Raw genomic sequence first — 16893 nt, forward strand, 5'->3', positions numbered from 1 at the left:
GCCCTTCGGCGAACGATGGACACCGCGCGCGAGCAACGCATCCTGAAGTTCTCGATCGGGGTCACCATCGCGGTCAGCGTGGTCGGCTTCAGCGGTGGCCTGCTGGTGGGATCGCAGGCCATCCTGTTCGACGGTGTGTACAGCCTGGTCGACGTTGCCCTGACCCTGGTGTCGTTGTCGGTGCTGCGGCTGGTGGCGCGGGAACAGAGCCCGCGCTTCCAGTACGGCTACTGGCACCTGGAGCCGATGGTCGAGGCGCTGGGCGGGGTGATCCTGTCGCTGGCCTGCGTGTATGCGCTGGCCAACGCGGTGATTGGTTTGACCACGGGCGGACACGAGGTGAAATTCGGGCCCGCGCTGTGGTGGGCGGCGCTGCTGAGTGCCAGCAACCTGGCGATGGCGGCGTTCGTCGCCCAGCGGGCGCGGCGCCTGCGCTCGGCGCTGTTGTGGCTGGATGTACGGGGCTGGCTGCTGGGTGGGTTGATGAGCCTGGCGGTAGTGCTGGCCTTCGTACTGGCCCTGGTCCTGCATGGCGGTGAGTGGCACCACTGGGTGCCGTATCTGGATTCGATCGTGCTGGCATTGATCAGCCTGGCGGTACTGCCGGTACCGGCGCGCAGTGCGTGGAAGGCCATGCGTGAAGTGCTGCAGGTTGCGCCGGACGATCTGGACCGGCGCGTGCAGCAGGTGATGCAGGCGTTCGTGGCCGAGCGTGGCTACCTCGGTTTCACCAGCCACGTGGCGAAGATGGGGCGGATGCGCTTCATCGAAATCCACGTGCTGGCCGACCCGGCCATGCCGTTGGGTTCAGTGGGCGAAGTCGATGCGATGCGCGACGAGATCGCGGTGCGGCTGGATGCGCGCGGCAGCACGTTCTGGCTGACCATCGATTTCACCGCAGACCCGGCGTGGACGTGAGCCGGGAACGGTAGAGCCGAGCCCATGCTCGGCTGCCATTCGCGCTGAGCAGCCGAGCGTGGGCTCGGCTCTACACGTGGGCACGATCGTTGCGCGTGGCAGACCGGTCTGTTGCACCGGATCCGTTTGACCTCAACCGGGGTTGAGGTCACAGACTGCCGGCAACCCCCACGAGGCGCGCGGCATGAACCTGCTGACCACACCGGACTTCAGCCATGGCCTGCTGGAGCTGTTCAATCCACCGGGCCTCTACGATCCTTCGGCCAACGGCTACTCACACGTGGCGGTGGTGCGCCTGCCGGCACGGGTGATCCACGTGGCCGGGCAGGGAGGTGAAGATGCCCAGGGCCGTCTCTCACCCAGCTTCGAAGAACAGGTCGGGCAGGCACTGGACAACCTGCAGACCGCGCTGCACTCGGCGCAGGCAAGCCTGGCCGACGTGGTACGGCTGCGTATCCTGGTGGTCGATCACGATGAGGACCGGCTGGGCATCATCGCCCATCAGGTGCGGCGGCGCTGGCCTAACCGCGCGGCGCCCACCTGCACGCTGATCCCGGTGCCGCGGCTGGCGCTGGACGGCATGTTGTTCGAGATCGAGGCGGAGGCCTATGCCGCCTAGCGCAGGTAGTACTCCACTGGCACCACCAGTTCCTGTGGTGCCTTCAGTTCATCCGGAATGCGCGGCAGCGGCTGAGCGCGACGGAAGGTCTGCAGCGCTGCGTCATCCAGCATCGGCTGGCCACTGGACTGCTCCAGTCGCAGCGCCAGCAGGCGGCCGTCGCGGTCGATGCTGGCCCTGACCCAAGCGGTGCCTTGTTGCCGGCGCGAGCGCGCGGCGGCGGGGTAATAGCGATAGCGCTCCAGCCGCGCCATCAGGCGGGCTTCCCACTGGTCGCTGGCGGCGCCGGCCTGGAAGTCTGCCGGTGGTGCGTCTGGAGCGGGCGGCGCGGCCGTGATCGATGCCGGTGCGGGACTGGCATCGGTCGCGGCCGCAGGCGGGGCGACCGGCAGCGGCTTTCGACCCGTCCCGCTTGTTTCGCTGGCGGCCAACTCGCCCTCGTGCGCAGCGGTGGGTTTTGGCGGCGGGGGCGACTTTGCCGGTTGCGACGCACGCGCGTGCTGCGCCTGGCTGGGGGTATCGGCCTGGCGCTCCTCCACGGGCTGCGGGGGCGTGGCCGGTGCCAGCAGGCGCAGGCTGATGCGCACGTCCTGTTCCGGTGGCGGGAGCATGGGCGGCGTCGCGACCCAACCCAACAGCAGCAGGGGCAGCAGGTGCAGGCCGATGGTGATGGCAATCGCCTGCCAGTGTTGGCCGCGTTCACTCATCGGCCAGCACCCACAGCAGGTCGGCATCAATCGCATCGACGGTTTCACCCGGCGAGGCCAGTGCGATCACCAGCGCAGGCGTACCCGGTGACAGGTACCCCGGTACCCCGGTACCGCGCAGGACGTGCCACCGGCCCGCCACCAGCAGCGCTGGCGCGGGCGCATCGACCAGTACCTGCGCCATGCGCGTGTCGCGGCCCTGCTGCACGGCCAGCATCCCATCCAGCATCGGTGCCGCGTCTGCATGCTGGGCCAGCACCACCGCCGACAGGCGCTGGCGGGCATCGGCCACCGGGAACTGCACGTCCTCAGTGGAGGCGAGCAGCAGGTTGACCTCGGCACGCGACAGGTTGCCGCCGAACAACGGCGTGCCTGCATCGGCAGCATCCTTGACCAGCCCGCCATACGCGGCCCACGGCCAGCGCGCATCCCAGTCCAGCAGCTCCTGCAGGCGTGCATCTTCGGCCCGGTTGCCCTTCGCCAGCCAGCGCTGCACCCGCTGCAGGCGTGGCTGGCGCTCGCTGGCGATCATTTCCAGCACCAGTGAACCCTGCGGACGCCGCCGCTGCAGGGCCTGCAGCAGCCAGCGCTGGGCGGCATGGTCTCCGGCGAGGTCGTGGCGTTCACCCAGCAGCAGCCGCTGGGCGTCCGCCGCACGCGTCACGAATGCGGTTTCGTCCAGGCGCTGGCCGTTGGCCAGGTCGATCACCGTGCCAGGCATCGGCTGCGCGCTGGCCATTGCGGCCAGCGCGAGCAGGCACAGCGGCAGCCAGGGGCGGCTAGAACGCCACGTTGACGCCCATCGAGACGGTACGGCCACGGCCGTTGCCGCGGTCCAGGATCGGGCTGAAGATGCTGTCGATCGAGGCATTGTTGTCATAGGCTTTGTTCTGCAGGTTTTCGATGTTCAGCCACAGCGTGGTGTTGGCCTGGGGCTTGAAGCTGGCGTAGAAGTCCAGCAGCACGCCGGTGCCGCCGGTCTTGCGGGTCTGGAAGAAGTCGTAGCCTTCCTCGGTCGGCCCCGAGTACTCGGCGCGCAGGCCGGCCTGCACGCGCTGCTGCCACCAGCGGCCGCCCAGGTCCAGCGTCCAGTAGCGGTCGGGCAGGGCGGTGATGTCTTCCAGGTTGACGAATTCGATGGCGGGCGCACTGGTACGCGAGCGGGTCCAGCTCAGCGTGGCGTGGTAGCGCTCGCTGGCGTAGTGCGCTTCCAGCTCGATTCCGCGCATGCGCACCACGCCCGGGTGGTTCATCCAGCGCGTGGTGGTGCTGAAGTCCTCCACGTCCAGCGCATCGGTCCAGGCGATGAGCTGCGGATCGCTGTCGATCGGTACCACCAAAGGCTCCACCTCCGGAGGGTGTACAATCAGCAGGTACTGCGGCTTGATATAGTCGCGGATCCGGTTGTCGAAGCGGGTGACGCGCAGCTGCGCCAGATCACCGTCGGTCAGCAGCGAGGAGGTGCTGAGGTTGGCGCCGAACTGCAGGTTGCGCGAGCGCTCGCGGCGCAGGAACGGATTGGCGCCAACGCCATCGGCATCGCTCATGCCTTCCAGTGGGATCTTTTCGAAGAACATCTCCTGCACACGCGGTGGGCGGGAGGTGCGCGAGACTTCGGCGAACAGCTGCAGCCAGCCAGTAGCCTGCCATGATACCGCCAGGCTGGGGCTGAGTGCGCGCTGTGTGCGGCGCAGGTCGATGCCGCCGCCGTTGATTTCGGCGCACTGGCCGGGGACATCCGAGCACACCGGAACGTGACCACGGATGCCATAACGATCCTGGCGCAGGCCTGCAGTCAACGCGTAGACGTCGTACTGAAGTTCCAGCGTGCTGAACACGCTGTCCAGCTGGCTGCGTCCCTGCGGGTTGGCACCGCGAAGGATGGGCGTATCGGCCACATAGATGTCCGACTGGTGCTTGATGCCGGTGTTCCAGCGCGCCTGCAGCGCGCCGACATCGAAGCGGCTGGTGTTGTCCACGGTCCAGCTGCTCAGGCTGCTGTGGGTGCGGCGGCCGATGTAGCTGGACGCCTCCACCGGCGGATAGAACAGCCGGGTCTTGTTGCTGGCAAAAGTCGCGCGCAGGTCGATCCACGGCGAATAGGGCGTGTAGCGGTAGCTGGCGCGTTGGTTGCGCGCGGAAATCTGCCACGGGTAGTTGTGGTAGAAATCGTTTTCGTAATGCATGTGGCTCAGGTCCAGCCGATGCTGATCACTGGGCTGCAGGCGTGCTTTCAACAGCCAGCTGCTGGGTTGCTGGCTGCCCGGGTCGGCGGTGTTGTTCTGCCCACGCGCGGTGGCGTACTCGCTGCTGCGGCTGCTGCTGGCAGCGGCCAGCAGGCCGAACTGGCGGTCGCCCCCCTCTTCGCTGTGGCGCCAGGCACCGGCGAAGGTGCGGCCACTTCCGTAGCCGTTGCTGCCGTGGCGATAGCCTGCACGCAGGCCCCAGTCACGGCCCTCACCGAGCAGATCGTCGATATCCAGCGTGCGGAAGTTGGCACTGCCGGCCAGCGTGCCGGCGCCATCACCGCCGGCGACTGCACCGCGCTGCACGTCCACACCGGCCAGCAGGAACGGGTCGACATAGGCGAACGGGCCGCCCGAGCCATGCCCGGCATTGTTACGGAAGGTCTGGGTGACACCATCGATCATGGTGTTGACCCGGCCGGCACCGGTCATGCCGCGGATGTTGACCTGCAGGCCCGGCTGGCTGCGCGAATGGAAGCTGTGGGTGCCGGGCATCGAGCGCAGCAGGCTGTTGCCTTCCTGGCGTTCGGCCATCGCCACGCGCTCACTGCCGACCGAGGGCGCAAAGCCATCGCGGCTGGCCGGTACATATTGGCTGGCGCCGGCACCCGGTGCCTGGCCATGCGCGGTAGTGCCCTGTACCCGCAGCGGACCGGTGCGGCGGCTGCCATCGGCGCGTTCGGCCGGCGCCGGTTCCAGGGCAGCACGACGCGCATCCACGAAGCGCGGGCGCAGACCGCTGCCCGCCAGCAGGCGCGTCAGGGCCTGCGCATCGTCGAAGTCACCGCGCAGAGCCGGCGCCGAATGACCGGCAGGCAGCGCTGCGCTGATCACCAGATCGACACCGGTCAGCCGGCTGTAGGCGTCCAGCGCGGCGGCCATTGGCTGGGCGGGCAGATCGTAGCTTCGAGTGGCGGCCTGCGCGTGGGCGCTGTTTGGCAGCAGTGGAATGGTGCTGGCGCAGACCAGCGACAGGGCGAGGACAAGGGGGCGGGGGCACAGCATCGGTAGCTCCAGGGGCTGACGCAGAGCGTCGTCATCCTGGGTAGACGCAGCCGCAGGCCGGATGTCAGGTTCCATCACGCTGTTCCCTGCGTGGCGGCAGCCACACCTGTATGCCGTCGCCGAGACGCAGCACGCGCACCTGCAACTGAGTGGCCAACTGGTCGCGGTTGCTGGCTGCACCGTCGGCACTGCCAAGCAGGGTGACCGGCTGCTGGCGCAGCTGCTCACCGACGACCCACGTGTGCCCGCCGTGCCAGCGGTCCAGGCCCTGCGTGACGTCGGCCAGCGGGGCCGAGACCCAATGCAGGCGCCGCTCGCGCCAGGCCAGTGTTCCGGGGGCGGTGGTTGTTGCATGGGTTGTTGACTGCCCATCGAAGCGCAGCTGCTCGCCGTCGTTGGCCAGCATGCTGGCGTTGCCGCTGTCCACGCGCACGCGATGCTCGGTAACGGTGACCACGCTGCTGTTGCCCTGCACGGCAAGATCGAATGCGGTCCCCAGTGCAGTGACGGTGCCCTGTGGGGTGTGTACCTGGAAGGGCCGATCGGCATCGGCGGCGGCCTGGAACCAGGCCTGGCCACGCTGCAGCTGGAGCTGGCGGCGCTGCCCATCGATGCGCACCTTCACTTCGCTGCCGGGTGACAGCAGGACATGCGAACCATCCGGAAGGGTCTCATCGCGGATCTCGCCAGCGGCCGTACGCAGTACCTGCGCCACCGGCGGCGAGGCATGGCGGCTGTAGAGACCCAGCGCACACAGCAACAGAACCGCAATGCCGGCTTCGCGCAGGCGACGGCGTTGCCTGCGCTGCTGCTGCCGCTGCAGGCTGGGCAGCGTCGCGCCTGCCTGCCACAGGTGCTGCAAATACTGGTACTGCGCGGCATGTCGGGGGTCAGCCTGGTACCACTGGTCGAACGCGTTCTCGTCGCGGTCACCGTCGTGCCCGTCCAGCCACCAGCGTGCGGCTTCGCGCGCGATCGCGTCCTGGCTCATGCGCCGGGCACCTGCTGCAGGGCGACGAGGGCGCGCAGCAGATGGCCGTGCGCGGTCTGCCGGCTGATGCCGAGCTGGCGCCCGATCTCAGCCAGCGCCAATTGCTCAACCCGCGCCAGCAGGAACACCTGGCGCGAGCGCGGTGGCAGCGCGGCGATGATCGCGTCGAGGTGGCGCAGCCGTTCGGCGTCGAGCAGTCGCTGCTCGGGCAGTGGTGCAGGATCGGCGATGGCCTGCAACTGCGTGTCATCCAGTACCTCTTCGCGACGGCGCTGGCGCTGTCGGTAGTGATCCGCGATCAGGTTGTGGGCGACGCGGTACAGATAGGCGCGGCCGTTGCTCAGCAGGCCGCTGGCGGCGACTTTGACGACACGCAGCCAGGTTTCCTGGACGACGTCATCGGCGTCGCTGCGTTGCGGGAGTTTGCGGCGGACATGGGCGTGCAGCGGCCGGTAATGGGCCGCGCACAGCTGCGCGACATCCGTCGGTTCGACAGGCGTGGACACGGGGCGGGCGACAACTGGGAAAGGGAACAGCCCGCGGCGGCAAGGGCAGCGGCTGCACCTTACAGCAAAAGAGAAGCACTTGCATCCATGGCGCGAGGCACGGCACGCATGGGTCACCGCGGCGTCAGCGCGGGCGATAGTCGCAGTGGATCTGCAGGGCTTCGGTGGCGTTGTGATGCAGCTCTAAGCCGCACTGCTGCAGGCTGCGCTTCACCTGCGCGACGGCTTCGGAATGACGGGCAACGCGACGATCCTGCCAGCGCAGTGGGGTGAATACGCCCAGAGGCAGCAGCCGCAGCCGCTTGCCGTGCAGTACCAGTGAGACATCGACATGACGGCCATCGATGTCGTGGCCGTTGGCACCGAAGATGGCATCGATCTCATCGCGGCGTTGCGGGTAGCAGGTGCGGAATGCTGCGATGCCGAGCCGTCGTACCGCGCGGCGGAAGCCACCGAGACGGCTGTGGCCGGGTTCGAAGCCACGAGTTAGCAGCAGGCGCAGCCCGGCAGGCAGCATTGCCTGCGCGTCGAGCAGGCGTTGCAGTACCTCTTCTTCCAGTTGGATGCGGGTGGAGGGCCAGCGCGGGGCGATGAGCAGTCCGTGGTGGCTGCCGCGTTGCAGGGTCAACATGGTGGAAGGTTGGCATGCCGGCACTACCATCGGGTCAGATGTCGCGGTACTGGATCTGCGAAGCCAGTACGCGCAGGCCATCGGCATTGCTGGACAGGATGCGCTCTTCGCTGACCCCTTTCTGCCGTTTCAGCTGGAAGCCCTGATCGGCAGGCAGCTGTGCGGCGATGGCGTCCATGCGTTGCAGGGCATCGGGGCCGCTGCAGTCGAAGTGACCCCAGTGGGCACCATCGCGGTGGATCTGCAATCGGTAGTTCATTGTGGTGTCTCCGGCAGGTCCTGCAGCCAATGGTCGAACATCGCGGTGGCGGCCGCAGCCAGTGGTGCGCCATAGCGACGCGCCTGCGCGCGCAGGTCGTTGGGATCGATGCCGGCCTGGGCCAGCTCCAGCGTGTGGCCGATCAGCCAGCGCTCGAACTGGCGGGCGTCCAGTTCCGGATGGCATTGCAGGGCCAATGCGTGGCTGCCGATGGCGAACGCCTGGTGACGGCAGGCCGGCGTACTTGCCAGGCGGCGTGCACCGGCCGGAAGTTCGAACGCCTCACCATGCCAATGCAGTACCGGAATGCCCTGCAGGGACTGCAGCGGAGAACGCTGGCCTTCATCGGTCAGCAGCAGTGGCGCAAAGCCGATTTCCTTGCCACCACTGGGAGCGACACTGGCACCGAGTGCGCGCGCCATCAGCTGTGCACCCAGGCAGATGCCGAGGGTGGGCCGCTGCCGCTGCAGCCGGCGCTGCAGCAGGGCAATGCTGTCGTTGACGAAGGGGTAGGTCCCTGTGTCATTGGCACTGATGGGACCGCCCAGCACGACCAGCAGGTCGGCGGTTTCGGCGCCATCCAGCGCATCGACGCCGGCCTGCAGCAGCTGCAGTTGCCAGCCCTGCGCCAGCAGCAACGGTTTCAGGGTGCCGAGGTCTTCAAAGGCAACGTGTTGCAGGGCAACCGCGTTCTTCATGCCGGTGCTCCGCTTTTCGGCCAGTAGAAGCTGTCCGGGGTGGCGCGGGCGCCGAAAATGGCCTGCCCGACGCGGACCACGGTGGCACCTTCCTCGATCGCCACTTCGAAGTCTCCGGACATGCCCATCGACAACTGCGAAAGGTCGATGACGGGAGGTGCAGTGCGTTGCAGCTGGTCGCGCAGTTCGCGCAGGCGTACGAAGCAGGCACGCACGCGCTCGACCTCCGGGGTGAAGATGGCCAGCGTCATCAGGCCGCGTACGCGCAGGCGATCGAACGCTGGAAGCTGCTGCACAAAGGCCTCGACGGCAGCGGGTTCCAGGCCGTACTTGCTGGGTTCGGCGGAGGTGTTGACCTGCACGAACACATCCAGCGTGCGGTCTTCCAGCTGCAGGCGCTGCTGCAGTGCTTCGGCAACGCGCAGGCTGTCCAGCGCCTGGAACTCGCTGGCGAAGCGCGCCACGTAGCGTGCCTTGTTGGTCTGCAGATGGCCGATCACCGACCAGTGCACGCCCAGGTCGGCCATTGTCTCGGCCTTGCGTTGTGCTTCCTGCACCTTGTTCTCGCCGAGTTCGTGGCAGCCAGCGGCCACCGCCATGCGAATGCGGGCCTCGTCGACGGTCTTGCTGACCGGCAGCAGGCGCACGCTGGCCGGATCCCGGCCGACGCGAGCGCAGGCATCGGCGATGCGTTGACGCACCGTGATCAGGTTGGCGGCGATCTGTTCAACGGACTGGGCGACGGGCCAGTCGGCAGCGGCAAGGGGCATGCGGGCACCTCCAATGCAGGGCGGCCAGGGTGGGATACACTGGCACAGGACAAGATATATTTTGGCATAGGACAAAATGAAAATCACCGGGCATAGTGCCGAGTCGATCTTCGACAGCATCCGTGATGGCATTGGCAAGGGCCGCCTGCCGGCGGGCAGCGTGCTGCCGCCGGTGCGTGAACTGGCCGAGCAGCTGGGAGTGAACCGCAACACCGTGGCTGCGGCCTACAAGCGCCTGGATGCGGCGGGCCTGGCCAGCACGGCGGGTCGCCGCGGTACGGTGGTGCGTGGCCTGCCGCCGACGCTGGCGCGCGAGGGCAGTACGCCCGGGCTGGCCCTGCAGGACCTGGCCGGTGGCAACCCGGATCCGCGCCTGCTGCCGAACCTGCGCCTGGCTCCGGCCGCACCACGGCTGTATGGCGTGGGTACGGTCGACCCGAGGTTGCAGGCGCTGGCGCGCGCCTCGCTGGATGCGGACTGCCCTGAGGGCTATGCGCTGGAGCTGACCCATGGGGCGGTCGATGGCATTGAACGCCTGCTGGCGGCGTGGCTGCTGCCGGGGGATCGCATCGCGGTGGAGGATCCGTGCTTCCTCGGCAGCCTCAACGTGCTCAACGCGGTGGGTCACGCGCCGTTGCCGGTGGCGGTGGACGCGCATGGCATGCAGGTCGATTCGCTGCGGCAGGCACTGGAGGCCGGTGCACGCGCGGTGCTGCTGACGCCGCGCGCGCACAACCCGACCGGCGCCAGCCTGGATGCGAAACGGGCAAGGGCGTTGCGCCAGTTGTTGGCGGCCTACCCGCAGGTGGCGGTGCTGATCGATGATCACTACGCGCTGCTCTCGCAGCAGGCCTATCACTCGGTGCTGCCGCTGGACGGCCGGCGCTGGGCGCTGCTGCGCTCGTTGTCCAAACCTCTCGGCCCGGACCTGCGGCTGGCCTGGCTGGCCTGCGATGAAGAAACCGCGATGCGGCTGCGGCTGCGATTGGCATCCGGTATCGGCTGGGTCAGTCACCTGCTGCAGGACGCGGCAACCTCGGTGCTGGCGTCGTCAACGCAGCGGGCGAAGATCGCCTCGGCAGGTGAGCGTTATCAGCAGCGACTGCGGTCGCTGCAGGAGCTGCTGCGCGCGCGTGGCATGCCGACGCCGCAGCCGATGGAAGGATTGAACCTGTGGCTGCCGTTGCAAACCGACAGCCATCCGCAGGTGCTGGCACTGGCTTCGCGCGGATGGCATGTGCGGGCGGGCGAAGTGTTTGCGGTGGCTGCACCAGGGCATGGCCTGCGCATCACCTGTGCGGCACTGGGGGCGGCGCAGCTGCGGCAGCTGGCCGATGACCTGGCGGCGGTGTGTGGGGTATAGCGCCCAGCCATGCTCGACGTTGCTTCGCCTTTGTAGAGCCGAGCCATGCTGGGCTGCTTCTACCAACAGCAGCCGAGCATGGCTCGGCACTACAGAAGCAGATCAGGGCGCGGCGTTGGCGCCGGGGCGCACGTAATAGGACTGACCGCTGTCATCGACGAACATCAGTTCCGGCTTGCCCTGCCAGGAGGTGAGCATGGCGCCGGTGTTGTTCTGGTGCTTGACCATCAGGCTGGCGCCGCGATCCGGGTTGGCCACCACTTTGAACACTTCGGTGGTGCCGGTGGCATCGTCCAGGGTCAACAGGGCTTCGCCGCCGCGGTCGCTGGTGCCGTAACCGCCGCGTTCGGAACCATCGGGGCCGAGCAGGATCAGGCCTGACAGGGCGGTGGCACGCGGCCCTTGGGTGCGGCCCTGGCTGAGTGGATCGGGAACTGGTGCGCCGAGGATCACCCGGGGCTGGCCGCTTGCATCGTGGATGACCAGCCCGCGTGCTTCGATGATGCGCTGTGGCGATTGGCTGCGATGCAGGCTCCAGGCGGTCCAGCCGGAAACCAGCAGGGCGAGGGTGGAGACCACCAGCGTGGTCAGCAGCAGTGCGCGGGGCATGGCGTCGTCCTTCCTTGGATGTGCCGACGATAGCGGATGCAAAAGGGGATGGGTAGAGTCGACTGTCAGTCGACTGCTGTTCGATCAGATCACGGAAATTCCCGCGCTGACGCGCGCAAGTCGACTGACAGTCGACTCTACCTCTACCTGGTCGACATCACCCAGTGGCCATTACGCGGCGATTCCCGGCGTCAGTGGAAATCGCGGCTGTGGCTGCGCAGTCCCTGCAGCAGCTCATCCAGACAGTGCATGCGCTGCACGATGACATGCTGCACACCATCGACGCGTTCCAGGCGGCCATCGATCTGCATCAGCTGGGTATCGACCAGCACCCGGTGCTGGCGATCGGCCAGGTGCCGCCAGACCACGGCGTTGACCATGCCGGTCTCGTCCTCGAGGGTGAGGAAAGTCACCCCGCTGGCGGTCTGTGGCCGCTGGCGCATGCGCACCAGTCCGGCGATGCGCACACGGCGGCCGTGGCCGTGCCCGGCCAGCTGTGCGGCATCCAGGCAGCCACGGCTACGCAGCTGCGCGCGCAGGAACGAGATCGGGTGACGGCCGAGGGTGGTGCCCGTGCTGCGGTAGTCGGCCTGCATGTCCTCCCAGGCGCTGGGCAGTGGCAGGGGCACGCGGGCTTCGGCAGTGGCACGGGCCTGGTCGAACAGCGGCAGCCGGTTCTCTACGCCCGAGATATCCCAGCGTGCACGATGGCGATGGCCGCTGAGCCCGCGCAGTGCCCCGGCATCGGCCAGCAGGCCCTGCTGGCGGCGGTCCAGTGCGGTGCGCTGGCACAGGTCGCCGACGTCGTCGAACGGGCGCCGCGCACGTTCGCGCATGATGGCCTGCACGGCACCTTCGTTGCAGCCGTCGATCAGGCGCAGGCCCAAGCGGATCGCCGCCGGCCCCCTGCTGAAATCCAGCGTGCAGTCCCAGTCGCTGTGGCGCACGTCCACCGGCAGCACGCCGATGCCATGGCGGCGTGCATCCTGCAGCAGCTGGTCGGGGCTGTAGAACCCCAGCGGCTGGCTGTTGATCAGGCTGGCAGTGAATGCGGCCGGGTGGTGGCACTTCAGCCAGCAGCTGTTATAGGTCAGCAGGGCGAAGCTGGCGGCGTGGCTTTCCGGGAAGCCGTAATCGCCGAAGCCCTTGATCTGCTCGAACAGGTGCTCGCCGTATTCGCGGCTGAAGCCGTTCTTCAGCATGCCGGCCAGCAGCTTCTCGCGATGCGGTTCCAGACCGCCACGGCGCTTCCACGCCGCCATCGAGCGGCGCAGGGCATCGGCCTGGCCCGGCGTGTAGCCGGCTGCTTCCACCGCCAGTTGCATCACCTGTTCCTGGAACAGCGGCACGCCCAGCGTGCGTGCGAACACGCGTTCCAGCTGCGGTGGGTAGAGCGGGTTGTCCGGGTCGTTCAACGCGTCCGGGCCTTGTTCGCGCAGGATCCGGCGCCGCTCCAGATAGGGGTGCACCATGTCGCCCTGGATCGGGCCAGGGCGCACGATCGCCACCTCGATCACCAGGTCATAGAACGTGCGTGGCTGCATGCGCGGCAGCATCGCCATCTGCGCGCGCGATTCGATCTGGAACACGCCGATGGTGTCAGCGGCGCAGATCATGTCGAAGGTCTTTGCATCCTTGGGCGGGATGGCGTCCATGCGCCCTTCGTGCAGGCCGTGCTGCTTCAACATCGCCAGGCACTTGCGGATGGCCGTAAGCATGCCCAATGCCAGGCAGTCGACCTTCATCAGGCCGGTGGCATCCAGATCGTCCTTGTCCCACTGGATGACGGTGCGATCGGCCATCGCCGCGTTCTCCACCGGCACCAGGGTCGACAGCGGATGCTCGGAGATGACGAAACCGCCCGGATGCTGCGACAGGTGGCGCGGGAAGTCGATCAGCTCGGCGGTCAGCGCCAGCAGGCGCCGCATCAACGGCGTGTCCGGATCGAAACCGCGCTCGCGCAGGGTTTCCGGCAATGGGATGTTGCCGCTCCAGTGGTCCATCGCCGCGCCCAGTTCGTTGACCTGGTCCATCGGCAGGCCGAGCGCACGGGCCACGTCGCGGATCGCGCTGCGGCCACGGTAGCTGATCGCCACCGCGGTCAGTGCGGCGCGTTCGCGGCCATAGCGCTTGAACACGTACTGCAGCACTTCCTCGCGACGCTCGTGCTCGAAGTCGATGTCGATGTCCGGCGGCTCATTGCGCTCGGCGGAGATGAAGCGTTCAAACAACAGATTGCTGCGCGCAGGATCGATCTCGGTCACGCCCAGCACGAAGCACACCGTCGAATTGGCCGCCGAGCCACGGCCTTGGCAAAGGATGTCCTGGCTGCGGGCGAAGCGCACGATGTCATGCACGGTAAGGAAGTAGGAGGCGTAGTTTTTCTCCCGGATCAACGCCAGCTCATGTTCGATCTGCCTGCGCTGGGCGTCCTTGATGCCTTCTGGCCAACGCCAGGGAATCTTTTCTTCGACCAGCTCGCGCAGCCAGCTGTCCGGGTCATGCCCCTCCGGCACCAGCTCACGCGGATAGGTGTACTGCAGCTGTTCCAGGGTGAAGTGGCAGCGTTCGGCGATGCGCAGGGTTTCAGCCAGCAGTTCGGGCGGATACAGCTGGGCCAGCGCGGTACGCGGGCGCAGGTGGCGCTCGCCATTGGGAAACAGGCGCCAGCCGGCCTCGGCCACGCTGCAGCGGTGGCGGATCGCGGTCAGTGTGTCCTGCAGGGCACGGCGGCGGCGCACGTGCATATGCACATCGCCACTGGCGACCAGGGGCAGGCGGTGGCGTTCGCCGAAGGCCCGCAGCTGCTGCAGGCGGCGTGCGTCATCGTGTTCACGGTGCAGTTCCACCGCCAGCCACAGCCGATCATCGAAGCCGGTGCGCAGCAACTCGAGATCGGTGGCGGATGGCTGCCGGTCCAGCCACAGGCACAACAAACCGTCGGGCAGGCCGAGCAGATCGTCGCGCAGGCAGCGGTACTCGCCCTTGGCAGCCCGCCGCCGACAGGTCGTGATCAACTGGCACAGCCCGGCATAGGCGGTCTGGTCGGTGCACAGCAGGGCCAGCTTCGGCCCGTCCTCGACCTGGAATTCGGCGCCGACGATCAGTGCCACGCCATGTGTCTTCGCTGCCTGCCAGGCGCGCACGATGCCGGCCAGCGAGCATTCGTCGGTGATCGCCAACGCGCGGTAGCCTTGGCCCGCGGCGCGCGCGAACAACTCTTCGGCGATCGAAGCACCGCGCTGGAAACTGAAGGCCGACAGGCAGTGCAGTTCGGCGTAGCCGGGCAGTTCGCTGTGCATGGCGGCTCAGCCGAACCAGCCGTGCAGCATCCACGGCGCATGTGGATTGTTGCGGTCACGGAAAGCCCAGCCGCGCTGGCCATGCGCGGTTTCCACCACGTAGTAGTCGCGGCGCGCATCAGCCTGGTCCCACCAGCCCGATTCGATCCGCTCCGGCCCGGCGATGATGCGCAGGCGCGGGTCACGCAGCGGCTGTGGAGCGTCCAGCAGCCAACCGGGGCGTAGTGGCCAGTATGCCGGTAGCCTGGCCGCTGGCTGGGTGCCGCTGGCACGTTCGGGGCGATGGTCGGCCTGCACTGCCAGCGGCTGCACGGCGTCATCGCCGAGCCGCGCGCGCAGGCGCTCACGCAGCTGGTTCCACGGCATCGCCTGCGCCGGACGGGTATCGAACAGGTCACGCGCGGCGGGTACGAACGGCGGCAGCTGTTCGGCCTGCAGGCGCAGTGCGCGGCTGCCGGCCGGCAGGGCGAAGGCTTCCATGCGGTTGCGTGCGATCTCGAACAGCAGCGTGGGATCGCGCTCGGGCGCCAACAGGCCGATGGTCAGCACGCTGGCCGGCAACAGGTCATGCTCGAAATGCAGGTCGAAGCGCTGCACGCCGCCATCGCGCGAGCACAGGAAGGCGGCCAGGTCGAGCAGCAGGCGGCGCAGCGGGAACAGCAGGGCCTGGCTGGATTCGATCTCGTATTCGAATTCGATGCGCGCATCGAAACGGTCCGGTGGCTGGTAGTAGCGCAATGGCGCGGTGGGCAGCCCGCGCAATGCATCCAGCTGCTGCAGGACCTCGGGGGCGAAGCGCCGGGCCAGGCTGTCGCGCGGCAGCTTGAGCACCGCCCCCAGCGTGCGCAGGCCGGAACGGCCAAGCACGGTCACCGCCTCGCTGGGCAGGCCGCAACGTGCCAGGGGCAGCTGCGCCAGCGCCGCCGGCAGCTGCTGCGCATCAAGGCCGAGGCCATCGTGGACGTTGGCCAGCACGCGCGCGGCATGTGGGGTAGGCGCGGCCACCAGGCGGTGGCGGAAGCCGAGTTCGTGCAGTTCGTTGCGCAGGCGCTGCTGGATCGTCAGCCAGTCACCGAACAGGGCGCGGCTGGCACCGATTTCCAGCACCAGCGCATGCGGAAAATCGAGGCTGACCTGCGAGCTGTAGGCATAGGCCCAGCTGGCCAGCAGCTGCCGGGTGTGCTGTTCGGCATTGGGGTCGTAGTCGTGCAGGTGCATGTCCTGCACCAGTACCTGTGCAGCCGACAGCAGCATGCCCGGGCGCAGCCCTGCTGCACGTGCCGACGGGCTGACCGCGCGCAGCACGCGACGCTGCGCCGGCCCCTGCAGCAGTACCAATGGCCGCTGTGGGTCGGGCTGCAGGCGCAGCACGCTGTCCAGCGCCAGCTGCGGCAACAACAGGCAGGCCCAGTGCATGGCGCGTCCTCAGTGGGCGATGGCCAGCGGCAACGGCTGCGCCGGCGGCAACCCGCCACGGCACTTCAGCACCCGCACCTGGCCGTGGTCGAGCTGCAGGCGCAGGCTGGCCGGAGAGGGATTGCGCGCCGCCTGCGCCTCGCGGAACACGAAGCCCAGGCACTGGCCGCTGTCGGCAGCCACCTGCAGGCGGCGCAGGGCGCGGTCGTCGGCTTGATGCGGCCAGCACAGTACCGCCGCGCAGGCCGCAGAGCGCAGGCACTGTTCGGCGGCCCACAGTGCCTGCTTCGGCGCGGCGTGGATGATCTGCAACTGGCACAGGTCCAGCCCGGCGGCGGCCCAGGCCGGGGCATGCGGACGGTAGGGCGGAGCGACCAGGACGATCGGGCGGTCGCGCTGGCTCAGCCTGGCCAGTGCTGGCCAGACCAGCGCCAGTTCGCCAACGCCGGGCGCCGCCTGCAGCACCTCGCACAGTCCGCTGGCCGGCCAGCCGCCGCCGGGCAGGCGTGCATCCAATGCCGGATGGCCGCTGGCCAGATGGTCGCTGGCTGGGCCCTGGCGGGCCGGGCCGCGCCACAGCTGGCGCCCGTCCAGCAGCCGGTCGAGGGCGACGACGGCCCCCATCAGCCGGCCCTCCAGGGGAGGCGCCGGGTGGGCTGGAAACGGCAGGAACGGGCGGAAACGGCGGGCATGGCGCGAGTATCGACGGGCCGGTATCAGGGGCTGAGACCAGACATGCTACTCGTCTTGTGAGTAGAATTACTAATGAAATCCGAGGGCCCGGTTTCAGGTTGCTGAAGGAAGGAAAGCATCCACGCATGGCGTGGATCTACTGGAGAGAGCCTCGGCAAAT

The 16893-nt window shown here is 68.1% G+C and carries 16 protein-coding genes; 3 read left to right on the top strand and 13 right to left on the bottom strand.

All coding sequences use genetic code 11. The features are described 5' to 3' along the window. The first annotated feature begins 15 nt into the window (after window positions 1-15). Both N5C25_RS12215 and N5C25_RS12220 read left to right on the top strand, forming a co-directional pair. Window positions 16-918 (top strand): cation diffusion facilitator family transporter, encoded by a 903-nt coding sequence (locus N5C25_RS12215; RefSeq protein WP_251101779.1) that lies wholly within the window; start codon window positions 16-18, stop codon window positions 916-918. Between the two features lie 184 nt (window positions 919-1102). After that, entirely contained in the window at window positions 1103-1537 is a 435-nt protein-coding gene (locus tag N5C25_RS12220; RefSeq protein WP_251101780.1) for a RidA family protein, read from the top strand. Here N5C25_RS12220 and N5C25_RS12225 read toward each other — a convergent pair. The 9 genes from N5C25_RS12225 to N5C25_RS12265 form a co-directional block, all read right to left on the bottom strand. After that, window positions 1534-2244: an energy transducer TonB gene (locus N5C25_RS12225; protein ID WP_279936999.1), complete on the bottom strand. Its 711-nt coding sequence runs from the start codon at window positions 2242-2244 to the stop codon at window positions 1534-1536. The two genes, N5C25_RS12220 and N5C25_RS12225, sit on opposite strands and share 4 nt — an antisense overlap. Then, window positions 2237-2983 carry a ChaN family lipoprotein gene (locus N5C25_RS12230; protein WP_058981868.1) on the bottom strand — a complete coding sequence of 249 codons (747 nt, stop codon included), beginning with the start codon at window positions 2981-2983 and terminating at the stop codon, window positions 2237-2239. The genes N5C25_RS12225 and N5C25_RS12230 overlap by 8 nt, the downstream gene beginning before the upstream one ends. A 40-nt stretch (window positions 2984-3023) precedes the next feature. Beyond that, window positions 3024-5495, bottom strand: a complete 2472-nt coding sequence (locus N5C25_RS12235) for a TonB-dependent receptor (RefSeq protein WP_279937000.1) — start codon at window positions 5493-5495, stop codon at window positions 3024-3026. Window positions 5496-5559: 64 nt separating this feature from the next. Continuing rightward, on the bottom strand, window positions 5560-6486 hold the full coding sequence (locus N5C25_RS12240; RefSeq protein WP_058981864.1) for a FecR domain-containing protein: 927 nt from the start codon (window positions 6484-6486) through the stop codon (window positions 5560-5562). Further along, entirely contained in the window at window positions 6483-6992 is a 510-nt protein-coding gene (locus N5C25_RS12245; RefSeq protein WP_279937001.1) for an RNA polymerase sigma factor, read from the bottom strand. The genes N5C25_RS12240 and N5C25_RS12245 overlap by 4 nt, the downstream gene beginning before the upstream one ends. Window positions 6993-7116: 124 nt before the next feature. Then, entirely contained in the window at window positions 7117-7623 is a 507-nt protein-coding gene (locus N5C25_RS12250; protein ID WP_279937002.1) for a hypothetical protein, read from the bottom strand. 34 nt (window positions 7624-7657) lie between these two features. Then, complete coding sequence (locus tag N5C25_RS12255) at window positions 7658-7882, bottom strand: hypothetical protein (RefSeq protein WP_010485009.1); 225 nt, start codon at window positions 7880-7882, stop codon at window positions 7658-7660. Next, window positions 7879-8580: a glutamine amidotransferase gene (locus tag N5C25_RS12260; RefSeq protein WP_251101783.1), complete on the bottom strand. Its 702-nt coding sequence runs from the start codon at window positions 8578-8580 to the stop codon at window positions 7879-7881. Before N5C25_RS12260 ends, N5C25_RS12255 begins: the two co-directional genes overlap by 4 nt. Beyond that, window positions 8577-9350, bottom strand: coding sequence for a YggS family pyridoxal phosphate-dependent enzyme (locus N5C25_RS12265; RefSeq protein WP_279937003.1), 774 nt, complete (start codon window positions 9348-9350; stop codon window positions 8577-8579). Before N5C25_RS12265 ends, N5C25_RS12260 begins: the two co-directional genes overlap by 4 nt. Before the next feature lie 76 nt (window positions 9351-9426). On the opposite strand from N5C25_RS12265, the gene ptsJ reads away from it, so the two are divergent. Next, window positions 9427-10713, top strand: coding sequence for a transcriptional regulator PtsJ (ptsJ, locus tag N5C25_RS12270; protein ID WP_251101785.1), 1287 nt, complete (start codon window positions 9427-9429; stop codon window positions 10711-10713). 102 nt (window positions 10714-10815) lie between these two features. Here ptsJ and N5C25_RS12275 read toward each other — a convergent pair whose 3' ends face one another. From N5C25_RS12275 to imuA, 4 genes are all read right to left on the bottom strand, one after another. After that, window positions 10816-11322: a hypothetical protein gene (locus tag N5C25_RS12275; RefSeq protein ID WP_019336451.1), complete on the bottom strand. Its 507-nt coding sequence runs from the start codon at window positions 11320-11322 to the stop codon at window positions 10816-10818. Between the two features lie 191 nt (window positions 11323-11513). Then, window positions 11514-14624: an error-prone DNA polymerase gene (locus tag N5C25_RS12280; protein ID WP_279937004.1), complete on the bottom strand. Its 3111-nt coding sequence runs from the start codon at window positions 14622-14624 to the stop codon at window positions 11514-11516. 6 nt (window positions 14625-14630) lie between these two features. Beyond that, window positions 14631-16040, bottom strand: a complete 1410-nt coding sequence (locus tag N5C25_RS12285; protein ID WP_279937005.1) for a DNA polymerase Y family protein — start codon at window positions 16038-16040, stop codon at window positions 14631-14633. A gap of 9 nt (window positions 16041-16049) precedes the next feature. Continuing rightward, the gene (imuA, locus tag N5C25_RS12290) at window positions 16050-16664 is read right to left on the bottom strand and encodes a translesion DNA synthesis-associated protein ImuA (RefSeq protein WP_058981852.1); all 615 of its coding nucleotides are present in this window, start codon (window positions 16662-16664) and stop codon (window positions 16050-16052) included. Between the last annotated feature and the right edge of the window lie 229 nt (window positions 16665-16893).

Source organism: Stenotrophomonas sp. GD03958, from assembly GCF_029839005.1.
Lineage (GTDB): Bacteria > Pseudomonadota > Gammaproteobacteria > Xanthomonadales > Xanthomonadaceae > Stenotrophomonas > Stenotrophomonas hibiscicola.

What these genes read in the sequence shown, in the direction of transcription:
- N5C25_RS12215 (WP_251101779.1), top strand. Translation starts at nt 16, where the DNA reads ATGGACACCGCGCGCGAGCAACGCATCCTGAAGTTCTCGATCGGGGTC.
- N5C25_RS12220 (WP_251101780.1), top strand. Translation starts at nt 1,103, where the DNA reads ATGAACCTGCTGACCACACCGGACTTCAGCCATGGCCTGCTGGAGCTG.
- N5C25_RS12225 (WP_279936999.1), bottom strand. Translation starts at nt 2,244, where the DNA reads ATGAGTGAACGCGGCCAACACTGGCAGGCGATTGCCATCACCATCGGC.
- N5C25_RS12230 (WP_058981868.1), bottom strand. Translation starts at nt 2,983, where the DNA reads ATGGCCAGCGCGCAGCCGATGCCTGGCACGGTGATCGACCTGGCCAAC.
- N5C25_RS12235 (WP_279937000.1), bottom strand. Translation starts at nt 5,495, where the DNA reads ATGCTGTGCCCCCGCCCCCTTGTCCTCGCCCTGTCGCTGGTCTGCGCC.
- N5C25_RS12240 (WP_058981864.1), bottom strand. Translation starts at nt 6,486, where the DNA reads ATGAGCCAGGACGCGATCGCGCGCGAAGCCGCACGCTGGTGGCTGGAC.
- N5C25_RS12250 (WP_279937002.1), bottom strand. Translation starts at nt 7,623, where the DNA reads ATGTTGACCCTGCAACGCGGCAGCCACCACGGACTGCTCATCGCCCCG.
- N5C25_RS12255 (WP_010485009.1), bottom strand. Translation starts at nt 7,882, where the DNA reads ATGAACTACCGATTGCAGATCCACCGCGATGGTGCCCACTGGGGTCAC.
- N5C25_RS12260 (WP_251101783.1), bottom strand. Translation starts at nt 8,580, where the DNA reads ATGAAGAACGCGGTTGCCCTGCAACACGTTGCCTTTGAAGACCTCGGC.
- N5C25_RS12265 (WP_279937003.1), bottom strand. Translation starts at nt 9,350, where the DNA reads ATGCCCCTTGCCGCTGCCGACTGGCCCGTCGCCCAGTCCGTTGAACAG.
- ptsJ (WP_251101785.1), top strand. Translation starts at nt 9,427, where the DNA reads ATGAAAATCACCGGGCATAGTGCCGAGTCGATCTTCGACAGCATCCGT.
- N5C25_RS12275 (WP_019336451.1), bottom strand. Translation starts at nt 11,322, where the DNA reads ATGCCCCGCGCACTGCTGCTGACCACGCTGGTGGTCTCCACCCTCGCC.
- N5C25_RS12280 (WP_279937004.1), bottom strand. Translation starts at nt 14,624, where the DNA reads ATGCACAGCGAACTGCCCGGCTACGCCGAACTGCACTGCCTGTCGGCC.
- N5C25_RS12285 (WP_279937005.1), bottom strand. Translation starts at nt 16,040, where the DNA reads ATGCACTGGGCCTGCCTGTTGTTGCCGCAGCTGGCGCTGGACAGCGTG.
- imuA (WP_058981852.1), bottom strand. Translation starts at nt 16,664, where the DNA reads ATGGGGGCCGTCGTCGCCCTCGACCGGCTGCTGGACGGGCGCCAGCTG.